Raw genomic sequence first — 17,916 nt, 5'->3', positions numbered from 1 at the left:
CTAGTAATTTAGCTCACGCCACTGAAATCCGAGACTTTCGCTATACGGCAGAATGTACTACTAAATATAATCTCTCCTAGGAGAAAAACTTAGCCGGACAACATTTGAAAATATTCAAGGCTCAAAATAGAAGATATATTATTAGCTGAACCTAATTTGCCAATTTTTTCTGCCCTCAGATGAATTCATCAATGACAAAGGCGCTACTAGCTCTTCTGTTAGCCCTTCGACAACTACAAGTCCCCCTTACCTCAGAGGAAAAAGAAGCTCTCAAGACTGTAGCTGCACAGCTAGCGCTTGACAGAGATGATTGGGAATGGATTGAACAGGGGTTAAGAGCAGTTGTTCAAGGGAATACAGAGTTAAAAAGGTACTTTGAGTTTTTTCAAGCTCGTCTAGAAAAACTCGAACAAATTCCGACTGAAGTTTTACCTTCTTGGGAAGAATTAGAACGAGAACTACCTACGACCTCTACATCTGAAACCTTTGCAATCGATGAAGAAGAGTTAGATTTTGCTAGTAACGAAACTTTAAATGCTACAACTAGAATTCTGAGTGCTGTCGATCCTATCCAAACAATAAAACAATTTGTTGCTTTGCAAAGGTTAGAAGGATTTTTAGGCAAGAGCGATAACTTGCCAGCAGGGGAGTTGCCTAGACCTTATCCAGATTTACCTTCTCTAGCAGTTGAAGAACCTACAGATGAAAGATTGAGAGTAGGTGAAACAATATTTACTGAGATAAAAGGGGCAACTCAACAAACACTGAAAACATCTCGCTATTTCAATACTTATTTACGCAAACCATTTCAGCCAACTGTGATTTTGAATAATGAACCTTTGGTTCAAGGTCAAACTTATATTCTGCATATAGATATTAGTCCAGAACGCAAGGGAACTGATGAAACCAATGTCCCTTTCCCAGACGAGGCAATTGCCCAAATTTGGGAAAAAGAGGAAACATTGTCTGTGGATGTAGTCGTCTCTTCTCATGATTTTCTCGTTCCCTGGCAAGTAAAAAAACTGAAACTTCCCCGTCAAGGTACATCAGAGGTAATCGGCTTTATGGTGATACCCAAATTAGGATCGGGGCGAGGATTACTTCAGGTTGAATTATTCTATCGAGGCTATTTGTTACAAGCGAAACAAGTTGAAGCAATAATTATTCCTCATCAAAGTGCGGAAGTGCCAGAGTCGATGCTTCCCATCCAGAGAACTAGAGTTACATTTACCACAACTGACCAACTCACCACCGAACAGCTTAAACTGACTCCAGAAAGATTTTTGACCATTGATGTAGAACGCAATCAACGGGATGGAAGTATTGACTTTCGCTTTCTAGACCGGACACAGGGGAATCAGGAACTAGCCTTTTACGATACTATTTTACAGCCTGCGGCATTAGGTAAAGCAGTTGCAGGCGTTCGCAAGCAGCTTAACCTAGCTGCACGTGAAGGGTATGAATGGGTGGACAAGGGAGAAATGGATTTGCTCAATAACTGGCTACCTCGTTTTGCTCAAGTGGGACGCTATCTTTATCGAGCAATCTTACCCCAAAATCAAGGCAATCCAGCGTCTGATGACCAGGGTGAAAAATTACCAGCTACTCTCGAACCAGGAATTACGATCCAAGTGAATCCAATTATCGGTCAAGTTACTATCCCTTGGGCTTTACTGTACGAGCGAAATGTAAAATACGAATCGGGCAAAACCCGTGTCTGCGAATACTTCTTCACCAGTAAGGAAGATTGTTTAACCTGTCCCCATGCTGATGATGATTACATTGTCTGTCCCTATAGCTTCTGGGGCTACCGCTACGCTATTGAACAACTGCCTTGTTGGGTGACGGGAGAGTTACCTCAACCCACAGCATTAGTTAAAAAAATTGCTAATGACCAACCCTTATTGCTCAATTTTAATGTTTGGGAAAACTTTTCTCTGTGGCGAGATCATCTACCAAAACTACAAGCAGCAGGACAGGTACAAGTGCTGATAGCATCAAAGATTGCTAAATTAGAACAACTCTGGCGCGATCGCACCAGTTGGGATTTGATTTATTTCTATTGTCATGGTGGTATCGATGAGATTTTCGAGCAACCCTATCTTGAGATTAGTGACGGACGAATTGATAGTAATTTTTTAGAAGCTTCCCAATTGAAATGGTCGCACCATCCCCTGGTATTTCTTAATGGTTGTGCGACGGGAGATTATACTCCAGAAAGCTATATGAGTTTGATTGATGACTTTCGAGTGGCTGGTGCGTGCGGTGTTATTGGTACGGAATGTCCGGTTCCGGAAATGTTTGCTGAATCTTATGCGGCTGCGCTTTTACCACGTTTATTTAAGGGAGAGCCTTTAGGACAGGCTATGCTAAGAGTGCGCCAGGAATTATTGCGAGAGAAGTTAAATCCCTTGGGTTTAGTGTACTCGCTATATGCAGCGCACGAAATTGTTCTCTCCCATGCTGTTGGTTTAATTAATTGAGGTCGATTGTGAAACGCTTTGTTGGTGGTGTTGCTTTAATTATTTTGCTGGTTTTTCCTAGCTCTGCTTTAGGACAAACAATCGATGTTGATACTACTGATAAACCTTTGGAAATTACGGGATGGTTGGGGGAGGAGAATGGGTTTATTGGTAATCTACGATTAACTGTGCCTGAAGAGGATGTAGTTTCTTTTACTTTCCTACCCTCTGATTTGAAGCGCAAGGATACGGCTCAAAAAATTACACGCCAGCAGATCGAGTTAATTGGGGAACCTCAGCTAGAAGCAGGAGTACCAAAGGATTTTCAGGTAAAGGTAAGTGCTATCCAAGCGCCAGGAATTTATGAGGGTCAAATTGAGCTATTACCATCGGGTCAACTGCGTTCAGAAGCTGTGGTGATTCCACTCACGGTCAATGCAAAAGCTAGACCAAATTTAGTGGCATTGCCAGATTCAGAACAGCTACAGCTTCAGTTAGTTCATTGTAGCTGGTTGTTCGACTGTGCCTTAGCTCGCGTTTTGCTTCCGGCGAATGCTTTTCAGAATCAATGGTTGCTACGATTTAACAACCCAGTTGAGGCATCGGTTTCTCTGACCAATGCAGAGGTGGTTTTAGTAGGTAAGCAGACGGGATATCAAATTACTGAAACTGAGGTTGAACCACCTCCAACTCCAGAAACACTGGCTGCTAATCAAATCGTTCGCTTACCGTTAAAGTGGGAGCGATCGCAAATTCCCCCCGACCGCTATACGGGAGCAGTTTACCTGACGCTGGAAGGGGGAGAGGAGATGCTGAAGATTCCGATAAATTTGAGTATGCGCTCAGGTCCATTGATACCACTTCTGGTGTTATTGGTGGGAATTATTTTGGGCAGGTTGTTTAAGTATATGCAGGAGAAGGGGATTCCTCAAGCTGAGGCTTTGGGGGAGGTAAATAAGCTAGAGTTACAGATGAGTGAAGCTAACCCGGAAGACTGCGAAATGTTGATGCCAATGGTTAACCAAGTTCGCCAGTCAGTTTATCAGATGGACTTGGATGGGGTAAAGGCAGAGGTAGATGCGATCGCCGTTCGTCTCGACTGCTTGAAGCGATTACGCATGATGGAGCAGAAGTTGGAACCGAAACAGCAGCATCCCAAGGTGAAGGAGATACTGCAAAAGATTGCTGAAGCGCGATCGCTGATTGGATTGTCGTCGGATGAAAAAGGATTGGAGCAAGCGAAAGTGCTACTTGAAGAAATTCAGTCTGAGGTAGTGAAGTTGGGAACGACGATGATGGGTTCGGAGAATAAGCCGGATGCAGCCATAATGGAAACCCTTCGAGAGGCTCAGGAAGCGGTGGTAGCAGTTGGTCATGCGGTGCAAACTCAGGCTCAGAAAGCGCCAGCTTTGCCGATGTGGGTAGTGTGGTTGAGGCGATCGCTTGTTTTCTTTTCTGGTGTTTCTGGTGCAGTGCGAGCAGAAGCAACCTATTGGGTGGTGCGACCATTATTGTCGTTGGCGCTGTTATTTGGGTTATCCGTGGTGGGAATTCGCGCTTTGTATGTGGAGAATGGGGGAACGTTTGGAGCCGAGCCATTTGCTGATTATTGGGGTTTGGTGCTTTGGGGATTGAGTGCAGATGTGGCGAGTCGCAGTTTGAGTAGTTTGCCGGGGGGAGAAGCGAAAAACGAGTAAGTTGTGTACCTTAATTAGCAGTTCCGATGCCATCGCAGAGATGGCGATCTGTTTCACTAATCGTAAGGTTATGCTTTAAATAACCACGCACCCAATTACAACCTTTATTCAATAGATAATTTAAATCTAAATTCCACAGATTGACGTTCCCACCATCACCATAGATTAAAGTTTGACCATCAGGAGTAAAATTAAGATTCCGAACTGTAGAACTATTGGTTTTCAAAGATTTAAGTTCTTGTCCATCAAGACTCCAAAATTTAACGATCCCTGCATCGCTTTTCGCACTACTTCCACTTCCTGAAACAAAAATTAAACCATCCGGTCGAAAATTTAAACTCCCAACAGAATTGGTATGTCCTTGAAGTATTTTTAAGCTTCTATCCGCAAGCTTCCAAATTAGAATATTCCCATTTTCATTTCCAGCTATTAAAGTTTTGCTATCTGGACTAAAAACCAAACTGGTAATCTCAGAATCACTTCCAATTAAAGGAGGTAATTCTTCGTATACTAATCCTTCAGCAGTCCAAAGTTTGATCGTCTTATCTTTGCTAGCAGAAGCTAATATGTTACCGTTCGGACTATAAATAACTATTTTTCCTCCACCTTTGAGAGTTTCAATTACTCTCCCATCAAGAGATAAAATTTTCACAGTCCCATCTTCTTGTCCTACTGTAATAATCCTATCTTTTTTACCAAAATTAGCTCTCCCAAAATCATTACGTTGGCTTGGTCTTCTCGGTAATTTTTGCTCAATAATTATTTGATTTTCTCCAGTTTCAGTATGCCAAATTTGAACCTTATTACGGTGACTGGAAACTATCTTTTTACCGTCGGAGCTAAAAGTTATTTTACTAAAAGAAGAAATTTCTTCAGAAAAAGATTTTTGAAGATTACCCTCTAAATCCCAAATTTTTAGAGATCTATCAGCATTTACTGTCGCAATAAATTTACCATTTGGACTCAGACTTATATTTCCTAAAGAACCATTCACTGTTCTAAATTTTGCGGGTTGGACTCCTTCGAGATCCCAGACTTTAACAGTGTTATCCGCACTCACAGAAACCAGCATATTACTATTAATAGGATTAAAACTCACATCATGAATAGTATAGCTATGTCCAATTAAAGTTGCTTCAATTTCCCATCGACCATTAAAATTATTCCAGAGTTTAATATCGCCTATATTACTACCAAAAGTAGCAATTCTGCTACCATCAGGGCTAAAAACCGATCCTGTAACGCCAAAATCAGAGAAATCGTCAAATTTCTCTCCCTCTAAACTCCAAAATGTTACTTCTGAACCTTCTGTCAAAATAATTGTATCAGAATTAGGACTAAAATTTAGACTGGTAACTGTCCAATTAGGATTTAAAATAATGGGGTCTTGACCCTCAAGATTCCAGATTTTAACAGTATAATTAATAGCATTCTCACCAATAGCATTCTCACCAGCAGCAGCGATCGGATTACCATCAACACTAAAGTTGAAAGCGCTTACATAAGGAAAATCTGGTTCTAAAAAGAGTTGAAAGGAATAATTTTCTTGAGTATCCCTTTTCCAAACTTTAATTTTTCCATCAATATTAATAGCAGCAATAGTTGTCCCATCAGAACTAATACTGGTTAAAAGAATGTCTTGAAGCTGATGTTTCAATGAATCAATTTCTTGACCTTCAAAATTCCAAATTTTGAGATTACCATCTTCAGAAGCAGCAACAATAAGATTACTTTGTGGACTGAAGCTAACACTACTAACTAAATAATTTCCATTTCTGACTCCCGAATTATATTTGTTTTCAATAGTTGCTTTCTCGCCTCCATCTAAATTCCAAAGTTTGATCCTACCATCCTCACTAGCAGCAGCAATACTTTTTCCATCAGAGGAAAATGAAACACGCATAAAGTGCCGATCGTAACCTTCAAAGCGATTGAGTTCTCTAACTCCATAAACAGCCTGAAATAAAGCTCCTTTGACCTGCATCTCGGTAGTAGGTTTGATTCCAAATAAAAATCTTTCTATTTTTGTTTGTTTTTGAATTTGTTTGGCGGTTCTAATGCTTTCTAAAAGTGCATCAAACTCCTGATTTGAAGCAAATAGAGCTTCTGAAGACTGACTACGGGCTATAAGCTGTGAATTCTTCTCAGCAATCAGAGTACGCCACCATCCTATTCCAGCGATTCCAGCTAAAATCAAAGCAAAAATAGAAAACCCAGTCAGTCGAAGAATCGTTTGGCGACGTTGGCGATCTTTTTCTACTTGAAGGCGATCGCGCTCTTTCTGACTTTCCTGAATAAATTTCTCAGCTAAACTGGACAAAGGAACAATATCCACTTCATTTTGAAGAAAACTCTCAGCTTCACCCAACCTCAACCCTGTCAATAAATAATCTTTAGACTTATCCTTCTCTCGCCACTCCTCAGCCGCCGTCTGAATCTTCCGCTCAGTCCTAATCGCCTCTCGGTTATTATCCAACAATTCCCTTAACCTTGACCAATGGCGAATCAACGCCTCATGCGCCACATCCACCACCGCTACCCGATCTTGACCTTTCCTTTGCTCGCTGGTGACAATCAACTTTGCCTGAGCTAACTTCTGGATTACCTGTTCCATCAACTGTGCTGATTGGGCTTGAGTAACCAAATCTCGTTGAGGCATTTGTTTGCGAGTATCCGGCGTTCCTTCTCCTAATTGAGTCAACTTGATAAAAATCTGGTCAGCCACCTGCTGTTCCTCAAGGGAAAGCCCCTTATAAGCCTCTTCTGCCAGATTTTCTAGAGTTTTTTGTACTCTACCCAATTGGTTGTAACTGTCTAACTTTAACCAATTCAAAGTCTGCCGTTGCCAAAGCTGCTCTAAGGTATATTCCAACAAAGGCAGCATTCCCGGCTCTGGTTCCGGTATCTTCTCTGCTTCATTTGAAGACTGCACCTCCACTCCCAAATCTTTAAGGATGGCACTTATCAAATTCTCCTCAACCTTCCGCCCCAGTTTCGTTGCAGGTTCAACAATCGCCTGTCTTAACTCCTGGGCGCTCATCGGTGTCACCATCAGCAAATTTGCCTGAATTAAATCAGCTAATTCCCGATAAGCCGCACACTTACCCAAAAAATCATCTCGCATTGCAAAGATCGGGCAAAGCTTATCCCCTGTTTGTTTGAGCGCACCCAACAAGGTCGAGATAAACTGCTGTCGGTGATTGGCTTTGACAGATGGTGTGAAAACTTCTTCAAATTGATCCACAATCAATAACGTGCGCGGTGATTTTGAAACATTAATCAACCTTGCTAAACCCTTTGCTCCCTCTTTAATTGCCTCTTCTGCCTCCCTTAGCTGTCCCGCACGCTCAATATCTGTAACTTCCTCATCCAGAAACGCCGTCGCTAAACTCACCAACGGTTGTTCCCCTGGCGTAAAAATCCGAATCTTCCATTGCTCCGTTCCCGGCAACCTCCGTTCCTGCTGCAACTGATAAATCAACCCAGCCCGGAGTAATGAAGACTTACCACTCCCAGAAACTCCCAGCACCGCCAGAAAATTTCCCTTACCTATCTGCACTCGCTCAATCAGCTTTTGAGTCAACGCTTCCCGTCCATAAAAATAGGGAGCATCGTCAACATCAAAGAAGCGCAACCCCTTGTAGGGACAAATCTCATCTGGAGTAGGAAGAAAAACTTGCTCTCGTTTACCTGTCAGAAGAATTTCATAGTTGGGGTTGTACCAAATCGGTTGCTGGGGAGTGCCTTTGAGCGTCTGGTCAATATACTCAATCAACCTATCATTATTAACCACACCCTGCGGCTGTCGTCTGGGGTCGAGTCCCTCCCAAAGTGTCCGAGAGAATACCCCATGCTGTCCCTGAATATCTTCTTCTGCCCGTTCAAATTCCCGTGCTGCGGCAATCAAAAACCTTGTCTGACCTTGACCTACTGTTCCCAAATCTGCTTCCGTAAAATTGAGCAACTCGCCAGCAAAGCAGCAATCTAGCCAAACAATTTGCTGCCGCACCGGACTCTTTTGTAACAGTTCCCGCAACCATCGCAGGGAAACTCCCCACCGCTTTTTCCTCGGACTCACATCACTGGTAGCTAAAAACCCTTCTGTGACTCCACCCCGTTCCTTGCGCTGCCCATGACCGATAAAATACAACAGTGCCGTTTCTGGAACGTTATCCCCGACTGGATTAAACAGTTGGACAATGGCATCCTCTAGAGTATCTGCATCCAACTTGGCTGATTCTGAATCGATAAGGCGCTGCCCATTCTGAATCGTTTCCGGCAGTCGTCGCACTCGAAACCCACCATACTCTTCTAAACGTTGTGCGATCGCTTCTGCACTACTAGCAGGACTTTTGAGGTTTTTTGGAGGGCTTGTCGGACTATCTTGGAGGAAGGGATACTGATTAATTCCTACGATGAGAGCATCTCGATTCATGGCAGTTGAAGGCAAATACAGTTAAATTGGTTTAATTCGCTAGTAGATGCTTTCAGTAATTTAAGTATAGTTCACTTGTCGATTTTCTCAGGTAATTTAAGAATTTCTCAAGCTTAAAATAATGTAGATTTTTTGATTATGTTTTCTATCATTTGACTAATCTCTTCTATTGTTTTACACCAGTATCCAAAAGAAAGAAACTGTTAAAACTGTTTACGAAGTAATATTACTACTAATTAAATGGTTTAGAATAGGGAAAGCAGTGATTCTCTCTCTAAATATGGCAAAGCCAGAAAAACCTCTCACAGGAGAAGCACTTATTAAGGAAGTCTGTCGGCGGATTCGGGTAGCTCGTGGTTACTGGGATAATCATAATAATGCCGCCTGTCGTGGAGAAAGAGAACGCGCTTTAGCGCTTTACAATACTTTAACTAAAGAGCAAAAAGAGCAGATTCCTCAGCAGTTAAGAGTTTGGTTACGCTATCGCAGTGAAAAATATTTTGGCGCACATCGTACACCACCCAAGTCGAAACGGAAGCGGAAAAAGTGATGGAGATTGTTTGTACTGTTTTCCCGTGGGAGTGATTCTCTTACACAAACAATTTGTTAGCTATCTAGTTTAGGCGATCGCATCTGAACTGCCCAATAGGAGCTCGCTTATATTCTAGCCCAAGGCTGCAATATCATACCGCATTTCTGGGATTGACAAAACCATTACTCAGCTTAACTTATCTGCCCAAAATTAACTATTTGTAGAGAACAAATTTACTGTAACTGCATACTTCAATCTCCTCAGACATAATAATTAATACAGGCAAAATCAGACTATAACCTGCAAACAGTGAAAATATCCTTAATTTTAACCAGGGTCTTTTCATCATTGAAATTCACAACAGTGATTCTTCCTCGAAAGACATAGCACTTATTTTTTCATTGTGATAGCATGGACGAAATTCATCACGTAACTCGTGTAAATAATAATTTCTCAAACTCCAATATTTTTTTCTCGAAAAAAATTAATCTCTAATCAAAGCAATTCCACAAACTCCTAAGCTAAAAAATCCGGAGCTAATTGATTTCATTAGCAACTTATTCTCTATAGACAATTAAATTATCCCATGAATACTCAAACTCTTCAAGCATTATCTTCTTTAAATCAAAGCACTAATTTCTCAGATGATACTGATTTAGAAACCAATTTTTCTTGGGAAAACGCAAAAGAAGTTGTTAATCAGCTTTTAAGCAAAAATACAGGTAAACACCTTACTGATTTGGAAGCCAAAATTCTTCAAGATGCTTGGCAAGGTAAAACTTATTATGAGATGGCAGAGAAATATGGTTATAGTCCTGAATATCTTAATAAAGATGTTGGCAACAAACTTTGGAAAAAACTTTCTAATTGTTTACCAGAGAAAGTAACCAAGAGTAACTTTAAGGAAGCTTTAAAAAGAGCGAAAAAAAGTTTAAACACCGCTCAGGTTGCCACCCAAGAAAAAACTTCATCTCCAGTTAGCAAAATCACCTTTCCCGAAGGCTCAGTACCTTTATATTCTCCCTTTTACTTACAACGAGAACAAATAGAATTACTTAGCTACGCGACCATTATGAAACCTGGTTCGCTACTTCGGATTAAAGCACCTAAGTTAATGGGAAAAACTTCTTTAATTACGAGGATTTTAGCCGAAGCAACCAACCAAAAATATCAAGCTGTCTATCTAAACTTAGGTAGTGTAGACAGAGGAATTTTAACTAATTTAGATAAATTTCTGCGTTGGTTATGCTTAAAAACCAGCAAGCAGTTAAATTTATCTAATCATCTCAATGAATATTGGGATACAGACATTTTAGGAAGTAATGATAATTGTACCGGATACTTTGAAGAATATTTACTAGCAGAAATAAATGCACCTTTGGTACTAGCATTAGATGAAGTAGATCGCCTTTTTCCTCATACAGAAGTAATCGAAGATTTTTTCGGAATGTTACGAAGCTGGCATGAAAAAGGGAAAATGTCGCAGCTTTGGCAAAAACTACGATTAATTATTGCTCACTCAACAGAAATTTATATCCCTTTAGATATTAATCAATCTCCCTTTAATGCGGGAATTCCAATAGAATTAAACGAATTCAATGAACAACAAGTAAATAGTTTAATTCGTCTGCATGGATTAAATTGGCATCATCATCAAATCAAGCAAATAATGGCAGTAATAGGAGGACATCCTTATTTATTACGTCTAACCATATATTATCTTAGTTCTGCTGAAATAGAGTTAGAACAAATCTTATCGGAAGCATCTGACGAATCAGGAATTTATAACCATCATTTACGAGGGCAAATGCTAGCTTTAAAACAAGTACCGGAATTAGCTGAAGCATTCAAAATTGTTGTTAACGCTAATGAACCAGTTGAACTAGATTCTCTAAAAATATATAAGTTACATAGTTTAGGATTAGTGCAACGAAAAGGAAATCAAGTAGTACCTCGATGCCGTTTATATCGTGACTATTTCCGTCGAGTTTTGTCGTGAAATTAAATTAAATTTAGAAAAAAGAATGATGACGAATTAACTTTAGTTTTGACTCAAAGGAAAATATTTAGTGAAGTAAGGAAGCTGAAATAATGGATGAAATAAAGCCAAATTTCCTAGCTCCAGAATCTGATAACAATGTTATTAGTGTCGGTGGTTCGGTAGAAACTGTCAAAGTATCATTACGCTTTTTGGGCGATAATTTGAATCCAGAGGAAATCTCGGCTTTGCTGAAATGTCAACCTAGCAAAGCCTACCGCAAAGGTGATATTATTGGGAGTAAAAGTTCTCATCACATTGCTCAAACTGGTGCTTGGATACTCAAGGGTGACAAAGAAGATACAGGTGTTTTAGAGACAAAAATTACTCGTTTGCTTGAGTGTATAACTGTTCCACTTACTGTCTGGGAAGAATTGCGTAGTTTCTCTGGTAATGTATTTTGTGGTATCTTTCTCAATGATTGGAACCGAGGTCTGTCTCTATCGCCAGAGTTAATGCAAAAGTTAGTTGAACGTCATCTCAGTATTGATTTCGATATCTATTGCAAGTTTTCTGACGAATAGAGCTTACTCTTTTAGTTTTCGTGAACTAATATTCTGTTTGGCAATCTTCTATTCATTCCTTGTACTTATCTAATTAACGAAGTAATCTGAGCCAAGGGGGAGCTAATTTCTCCCCCGTAATGAGCTTTAAAAGGTCTTCAGTGCAGCACGAATTTCCTCTCGAAGTAGTTCGGCGGTCACGGACGCAAGATTAACTGAATTTTGGGTTGCCTCATCAACAAAAATACCGAAGGTATATTGTCGAGGAACAATCTGCGTTCTATTTTTAAAAGGAATCTCAATCCAACCAGCAATTGAGATGTGGGAATTAATCTGAGAATTATAGGGGATATTTCCCGCCTTATATGCCATCTCAATTTGAGACTTAAATGACTGCAAATCTGTGCCTGTAACACCAATTTTGCTAGCTTCGTCATCAATTACCGTCTCTACGAAATTGAACAAGTTGTTGGTTTTACCAAGCATGAGTTGGTAAAAAGTAGTTCGTGTTTTAGGGTCAAGAACATTTGAATTAGTTGCTATCTGCTGATAGAGTAAGGTTATATCTTTGAGGGTCAGTTGATTGGCAGGATTGTTATTCGGTCCGCCACAAGCAAATTTATGATTGATGGCAGTATCATTACTCATACCGACAACATTATGAGCCATCCGATTAATAACCTCTCTACCCCGAGCGGTATCACCGTTACCAAACAACTCCTGAATCGCGTTGGTACTTTGGTTATTAGACGATTTCATCATCTTTTCTAAAGCTTCTCTGAGAGTTTCACTATTGAAGTTTTGACCACTATGTCGCTCAGAACAGCTATCTTTAACATCAGGATAAACTCTCAGTGTTGTCGCGTCTAAATCTGCATCCCCTGCTGCAACTGCACGCATGGCATGGAGGTGTTCTAAAACTTTAATTGTGCTGGCTGGATAGAACACCCTATCACTTTGCAACGAGGCGAGAACTTGTCCGTTTGTTCGCTGGAGATGTAATCCTACAGCCCCATTAGTATTGTCTCGCAGCATCTCGCCAATCCGGGTCGTTAGTGCGTTGGAATTGTTAAGCATCAGAACGGCAAAACGTTTCTGTCCGTTAACTGTGTAGGGTTCAATGTCAAAAATTCTTGCCCCATTTTGTCGCCACAGTTCGTTAACTTGGGCTGCACTTTTACCGTAGTACCACCACCAACCTTGACCTTCAGAGCGCTCCATAATAACGGTAAAAGTATTGTTGCCACGTTTCTCGATATCAATTAATCGGGCGTTATTTTCTTGGAGTTTTGAGCTAATAAAAGCAGGTGATTTATTGGAATATACCCACCACGCCTTGCGGTCTGCACCGGTATTTCTAATCATTACACCACTAAAGAGTTGCTTATTACCGACAACATAAGTCTCAAGGTCAACAAGGCGTGCATTATTATCCCTAGCTTTTGCCATCATCTCATCAAAAGAAAGGTCAGTATAGTACCACCAAGCCTTAGCATCCGAGCCTGTGTTAGAGACAAGAACGACTGCATAGCGTTTTTGACCGTTAACCCGATAAACTTGTAAGTCAATAATTCGAGCTTTGTTTTGCGAGAGTTTTTCTTTAACTGCTGATGAAGTTAAACCATAGTACCACCACCATTTTTTGGCATAGATCCCCTCATTTTTCACCATTGCAGTGCTAAAACGATAGGGATTGGTAGACTCTACTTCTAGGTCAACAATTCGATACCCTTGTTTAAGCTTGTCTTTGATTTGGTCAGGAGAAACACCTTGTAACCACCAAAACTGCGTAGGAGTAGTGTCTGAGGTTTCTGCCAAAGCAAGCTGCATCTGAGTAGTAGATTTTAATTGATGACCAGATTCGGGGGAAACTAGAGTTGATGCAGTTGCGTTTAAACTCAACAGTGGAAAAGCCAGTAGAAGGATAAGACAAATTCTAATTACGGTTCGTTTCACGAGCTTAGTTCTCCAGAATGGACAGATATAATTTTCCTCAAGGAAAAGAATTTGTTTCTGGGTGAGCAAGCAATACCCACCCAAAGCTTTTAAAGAAGTAGGAAAAAGCTTCTTTTTCAAAGCAATCTAGGAATTTTGATGGAAGTGACAATACACATTCCGGATAAAGAAATCATCGAAAGTCCCCCCGCTAGTACCCGGATTAGATACTGGCTCAACTCGCAGCACATTTTCACCATCGTTCAAATCTGAGCCACTTAAGGCGATAGTTTGAGTTTGCCAGTGGTTAGGATTTCCACCTTTATTATTGAACAGCACACCAACCTTTCGGTCATTAATAAATACATTGGCATTTTCATTAGTCAGGGTCATACCTTTGACCATAAAAGTGATAAATGCAGTATCATTGGCGCGGCGGCGACCAGTTTTAAATGGTTCTGTCCAACCGTTGCGATTTTTGCTATCACCAATTTGGACATCAAAGTTTTTGTTCTCCATTACACTAACAAAATCACTGAGAATAGCCATAATTGAATCCTCCATTGAAGTTAACTTGTCGCGAACCAGATCGATCGTGAATTAAGAATTTTTATTAATGCCTTTTAACAGCAAAATCCTTAACGCAAGTCAAACATCTAGTTCTTTAGCTTTGATATTAATCATTATCTTGCTTAGGAATGAGACTCGCCAGGGGATAAAATCAGGTAATTCAACTAGCATACATGGCATTTGCCTAATAATTTATCGGGAAAAAATCAGGAAAAATTGGGAGCAGAATTGAAAAAATAGGTAAAAGTCAGGTTTGTTTTTCTGTCTCAACCTGTCAAACAGAGAAATATTATACTCAAGTTATACTGTAGTTACTTTAAATCTATGACTGAACTAAATTACAACTATGAATATCAAGTGGGAGGAAGTCTACCCACGACAGCTAGCAGTTACGTGACTCGACAAGCTGACAGAGAGTTTTATGAAGCGTTGAGAAGAGGTCAGTTTTGTTATGTTCTCAATTCGCGGCAAATGGGTAAATCTAGTTTACGAGTGCGAACAATGGAAAGGTTACAAGCTGAGGGAATTCTCTGTGCTTTTATCGATTTAACGGGAATTGGTAAGGAAGGTGTTACTCCTGAAAAATGGTATGCTGGAATTATTAATTCTTTAGTTAATAGTTGTCAGTTGAGGCAAAAAATTCAATGGCGTAATTGGTGGCGAGAACGGCGAGATGTCTTTTCACCTGTACAACGATTAAATTTATTTATTGAAGAAATTTTCTTGGCAGAAATTAAACAAAATATAGTAGTTTTTATAGATGAAATTGACCGAGTTCTTAGTCAAAATTTTTCTCTCGATGATTTTTTTGCTTTGATTCGGCTATTTTCTAATCAAAGAGTCGATAATTCGGCTTATCAACGTCTGACATTTGCTTTACTAGGCGTGGCTACTCCTAGCGATTTGATTCAAGATAAAACTCAAACTCCTTTTAATATTGGTAAGGCTATTGAATTGCATGGGTTTCAATTTTCAGAAGTGCAACCTTTGGTTAAGGGATTAGAAAATTCAGTAAATAATCCTCAAGAATTAGTAAAAGAAATTTTAGTTTGGACGGGAGGACAACCTTTCTTAACTCAAAAAGTTTGTCTTATTATTGCTCGACACGCTCAAGCTATTTCGTTATCAAACATTTCTCAGAATGGCTCGATGAAGAAAACAATAAATCAAGCTGAACTTGCAGAAATTATTAAAAATTGTATTGTTGATAATTGGGAAGCCAAGGACGAACCGGAACATTTACGCACAATTAGAGATCGCCTTTTACGCAATGAACAACGTGCAGGTCAATTGCTAGAAATCTATCGCCAAATTTTAGCAGAAGGGGAAATTTTAGCTGAGGGAAGTTCCGAGCAAACTGAATTGCGTTTGTCCGGTTTAGTGGTACAACAACAAGGGAAACTCAAGGTTTATAACCGTATTTATGCTGAAGTATTTAATTTAGCTTGGATAGACAAAGAATTGGGAAAGTTACGTCCCTACGCAACGATGCTTAAAGCTTGGATAGCATCTAACTATCAAGATGACTCTCGCTTATTGCGAGGACAAGCATTACAAGATGCTCTTTCCTGGGCAAATTCTCAGAGTTTGAGTCCTTTAGATTATCGCTTTTTAGCTGCTAGTCAGGATTTAGAAAAGCGGGAAGTTCGACAAGCTTTAGCTGTTCAAGAACAAGAAAGTCAGATTTTAGCTGAGGCAAATTCTACTTTAACTTTGGCTCGACAAAAAGCTCAAACCGAACTTAAGATAGCCAAACGCCAAGCGAGAATGGTTATCGGAATTGGTTCTGTGATTCTTACGGTATCCGTAAGCGTCGCGATCGCGGTAAAATACCAAGTCAGACAAGCTCAACAAGAATTGGCAGAAGTTAAGATATCTTTGATTAGTCTCTCCTCAGAAAAAGCTTTTAACTCTAGTCCTTTTGAAGCCTTACTGAAAGCCCTCAAAGCTGGAAAAGCTCTGCAAAGTTTAGAAAAGTCTCATATCCCCTCACCAGAAACGCGAACAGAGGTCATCTCTGCACTCCGGAAGGCAATTTCTCAGATTAAAGAGCAAAATCGCCTCGAATTACATCAAAATCAAGTTAGGAGTGTTAGCTTTAGTCCCAATGGTCAACTTATTGCTTCCGGTAGTGCCGATAAAACAGTCAAGTTATGGACTATTGAAGGTCGTTTGTTACACACACTTGTGGGTCATCAGGATAATATTTGGAGTGTAAGTTTTAGTCCAGATGGTGAAACTATTGCCTCTACCGGAGATGATGGCACAATTAGGTTATGGCAGGTGAAAGATGGCTCTTTAATCCAAACGCTGAAAGGACATAATGAAAGACTTTCTGATCTTAGCTTCAGTCCAGATGGTCAACTTATTGCCTCTACTGCTTTGGACGGAACTATTGGACTATGGAATTTAGAAAAACCTAGTTTAGTAAGAGTTATTGAAGGTCATCGTGGGGATATTGCCTCTAGTCTCAGTTTCAGTCCGGATGGAACGTTGCTTGCTTCTGCTAGTTTTTTCGGTACAGTGAAACTATGGAAAGTGAGCAATGGAACTCTGGTGCGTACTCTCACAGGTCATAGCGATCGCCTTACTGATGTTAGTTTTAGTCCTCATGGCAAAACTCTCGCTTCGGCTAGTTTCGATCGTACCATTAAGCTTTGGGATGTGGAAACTGGAACTGAGTTACGAACTTTTGAAGGTCATCGCGCCCCAATTTGGAGTGTTAGTTTTAGTCCTGATGGCAAAAGTTTAGTTTCTGCTAGTGAAGATAATACGATCAAAATTTGGAATTTGTTTGGCGAAGACATTGAACCACAAACTTTGAGAGGTCATTCGAGTCATGTTAAAGAAGTTAGTTTTAGTCCTGATGGCAAATTTCTAGTCTCGGCTAGTGATGATTCTACTGTCAGAGTTTGGCAAATTAATGGTATTGAACCTAAAATCCTCGAAGGTCATCTTGATACAGTCTGGAGTGTTAGTTTTAGTTCCGATGGTAAAATTCTGGCTTCTGCTAGTGCAGATGGTACAGTCAAATTATGGCGTGTTAGTTCGGGAACTGAGTTACAAACTCTCCCAAGCGAACGTCAGATGGTCAGAAGCCTTAGTTTCAGTCCGAATGCTGCAATTGTCGCCTTTAGTAGTGATGATAGTAATATTAAGCTCTGGAATCTCAAACATAATAGGGTAGAGCGAACTTTAAAAGGTCATAGCGCTCAACTATTTAACCTTAGTTTTAGTCCTGATGGTAAGAGTCTTGCTGCTGGTTATGATGAGGGGATAGTTGAGTTATGGAGTCTAAAAGATGGTAGCTTAATCTATACTTTTAAAGGTCATGGCGATCCACTGAGAAAGAATAAGTATATTGGGATCAGCTTTAGTCGCGATCGTCAAACTTTAGCTTCTGGTGGTAACGATCGCACAATTAAACTATGGAATCTTGAGAATGGTATGCTGAGGCGATCGTTTTTTGCACATCATGATACGATTACCAGCCTGAGTTTTAGCCCTAATGGTGAACTCCTTGCTTCTGCCAGTATGGATGGTACTGTTAAATTATGGCGTGTTGATGATAGTAAGCCGTTACATATACTCAAAGGTCATCAAAATGTTGTTGGCAGTGTCAGTTTCAGTCCAGATGGCAAAACTCTCGCTTCGGGTAGTTTGGATAGCTTAGTGAAGTTATGGGATGTCCAAACTGGGACTTTGTTAGAAACCTTCCAAAGTCATCGTAATTGGGTTAACAGT

Annotated in this window: 9 protein-coding genes; 6 read left to right on the top strand and 3 right to left on the bottom strand. The window is 40.2% G+C overall.

Annotation, left to right across the window (positions count from 1 at the left end; genetic code table 11):
* Positions 1 to 191: 191 nt before the first annotated feature.
* Both G3T18_RS21950 and G3T18_RS21945 read left to right on the top strand, forming a co-directional pair.
* Positions 192 to 2,483, top strand: coding sequence for a CHAT domain-containing protein (locus G3T18_RS21950; RefSeq protein WP_224412732.1), 2,292 nt, complete (start codon positions 192 to 194; stop codon positions 2,481 to 2,483).
* Between the two features lie 8 nt (positions 2,484 to 2,491).
* Positions 2,492 to 4,159: a hypothetical protein gene (locus tag G3T18_RS21945; RefSeq protein WP_224412731.1), complete on the top strand. Its 1,668-nt coding sequence runs from the start codon at positions 2,492 to 2,494 to the stop codon at positions 4,157 to 4,159.
* A gap of 10 nt (positions 4,160 to 4,169) precedes the next feature.
* Here the strand turns inward: G3T18_RS21945 and G3T18_RS21940 are convergent, their stop codons facing one another.
* On the bottom strand, positions 4,170 to 8,594 hold the full coding sequence (locus G3T18_RS21940) for an nSTAND1 domain-containing NTPase (RefSeq protein ID WP_224412730.1): 4,425 nt from the start codon (positions 8,592 to 8,594) through the stop codon (positions 4,170 to 4,172).
* A gap of 262 nt (positions 8,595 to 8,856) precedes the next feature.
* On the opposite strand from G3T18_RS21940, the gene G3T18_RS21935 reads away from it, so the two are divergent.
* The 3 genes from G3T18_RS21935 (at position 8,857) to G3T18_RS21925 (ending at position 11,688) form a co-directional block, all read left to right on the top strand.
* The gene (locus tag G3T18_RS21935) at positions 8,857 to 9,144 is read left to right on the top strand and encodes a Precorrin-3B methylase (RefSeq protein ID WP_224412729.1); all 288 of its coding nucleotides are present in this window, start codon (positions 8,857 to 8,859) and stop codon (positions 9,142 to 9,144) included.
* Positions 9,145 to 9,712: 568 nt separating this feature from the next.
* On the top strand, positions 9,713 to 11,125 hold the full coding sequence (locus G3T18_RS21930) for an AAA-like domain-containing protein (protein WP_224412728.1): 1,413 nt from the start codon (positions 9,713 to 9,715) through the stop codon (positions 11,123 to 11,125).
* Positions 11,126 to 11,217: 92 nt separating this feature from the next.
* Positions 11,218 to 11,688 (top strand): DUF4279 domain-containing protein, encoded by a 471-nt coding sequence (locus G3T18_RS21925; RefSeq protein ID WP_224412727.1) that lies wholly within the window; start codon positions 11,218 to 11,220, stop codon positions 11,686 to 11,688.
* A gap of 126 nt (positions 11,689 to 11,814) precedes the next feature.
* Here G3T18_RS21925 and G3T18_RS21920 read toward each other — a convergent pair whose 3' ends face one another.
* Positions 11,815 to 13,623 carry a serine hydrolase gene (locus tag G3T18_RS21920; protein ID WP_224412726.1) on the bottom strand — a complete coding sequence of 603 codons (1,809 nt, stop codon included), beginning with the start codon at positions 13,621 to 13,623 and terminating at the stop codon, positions 11,815 to 11,817.
* A gap of 126 nt (positions 13,624 to 13,749) precedes the next feature.
* On the bottom strand, positions 13,750 to 14,151 hold the full coding sequence (locus tag G3T18_RS21915) for a hypothetical protein (RefSeq protein ID WP_224412725.1): 402 nt from the start codon (positions 14,149 to 14,151) through the stop codon (positions 13,750 to 13,752).
* Positions 14,152 to 14,496: 345 nt separating this feature from the next.
* Between G3T18_RS21915 and G3T18_RS21910 the strand changes: the two genes are divergently transcribed.
* On the top strand, positions 14,497 to 17,916 hold a 3,420-nt coding region (locus tag G3T18_RS21910; protein ID WP_224412724.1), incomplete at its 3' end, for a WD40 domain-containing protein.

This window comes from Oscillatoria salina IIICB1 (assembly GCF_020144665.1).
Taxonomy (GTDB): domain Bacteria; phylum Cyanobacteriota; class Cyanobacteriia; order Cyanobacteriales; family SIO1D9; genus IIICB1.
This window is presented reverse-complemented; position numbering and strand designations above follow the sequence as displayed.

What these genes read in the sequence shown, in the direction of transcription:
- G3T18_RS21950 (WP_224412732.1), top strand. Translation starts at nt 192, where the DNA reads ATGACAAAGGCGCTACTAGCTCTTCTGTTAGCCCTTCGACAACTACAA.
- G3T18_RS21940 (WP_224412730.1), bottom strand. Translation starts at nt 8,594, where the DNA reads ATGAATCGAGATGCTCTCATCGTAGGAATTAATCAGTATCCCTTCCTC.
- G3T18_RS21930 (WP_224412728.1), top strand. Translation starts at nt 9,713, where the DNA reads ATGAATACTCAAACTCTTCAAGCATTATCTTCTTTAAATCAAAGCACT.
- G3T18_RS21925 (WP_224412727.1), top strand. Translation starts at nt 11,218, where the DNA reads ATGGATGAAATAAAGCCAAATTTCCTAGCTCCAGAATCTGATAACAAT.
- G3T18_RS21915 (WP_224412725.1), bottom strand. Translation starts at nt 14,151, where the DNA reads ATGGCTATTCTCAGTGATTTTGTTAGTGTAATGGAGAACAAAAACTTT.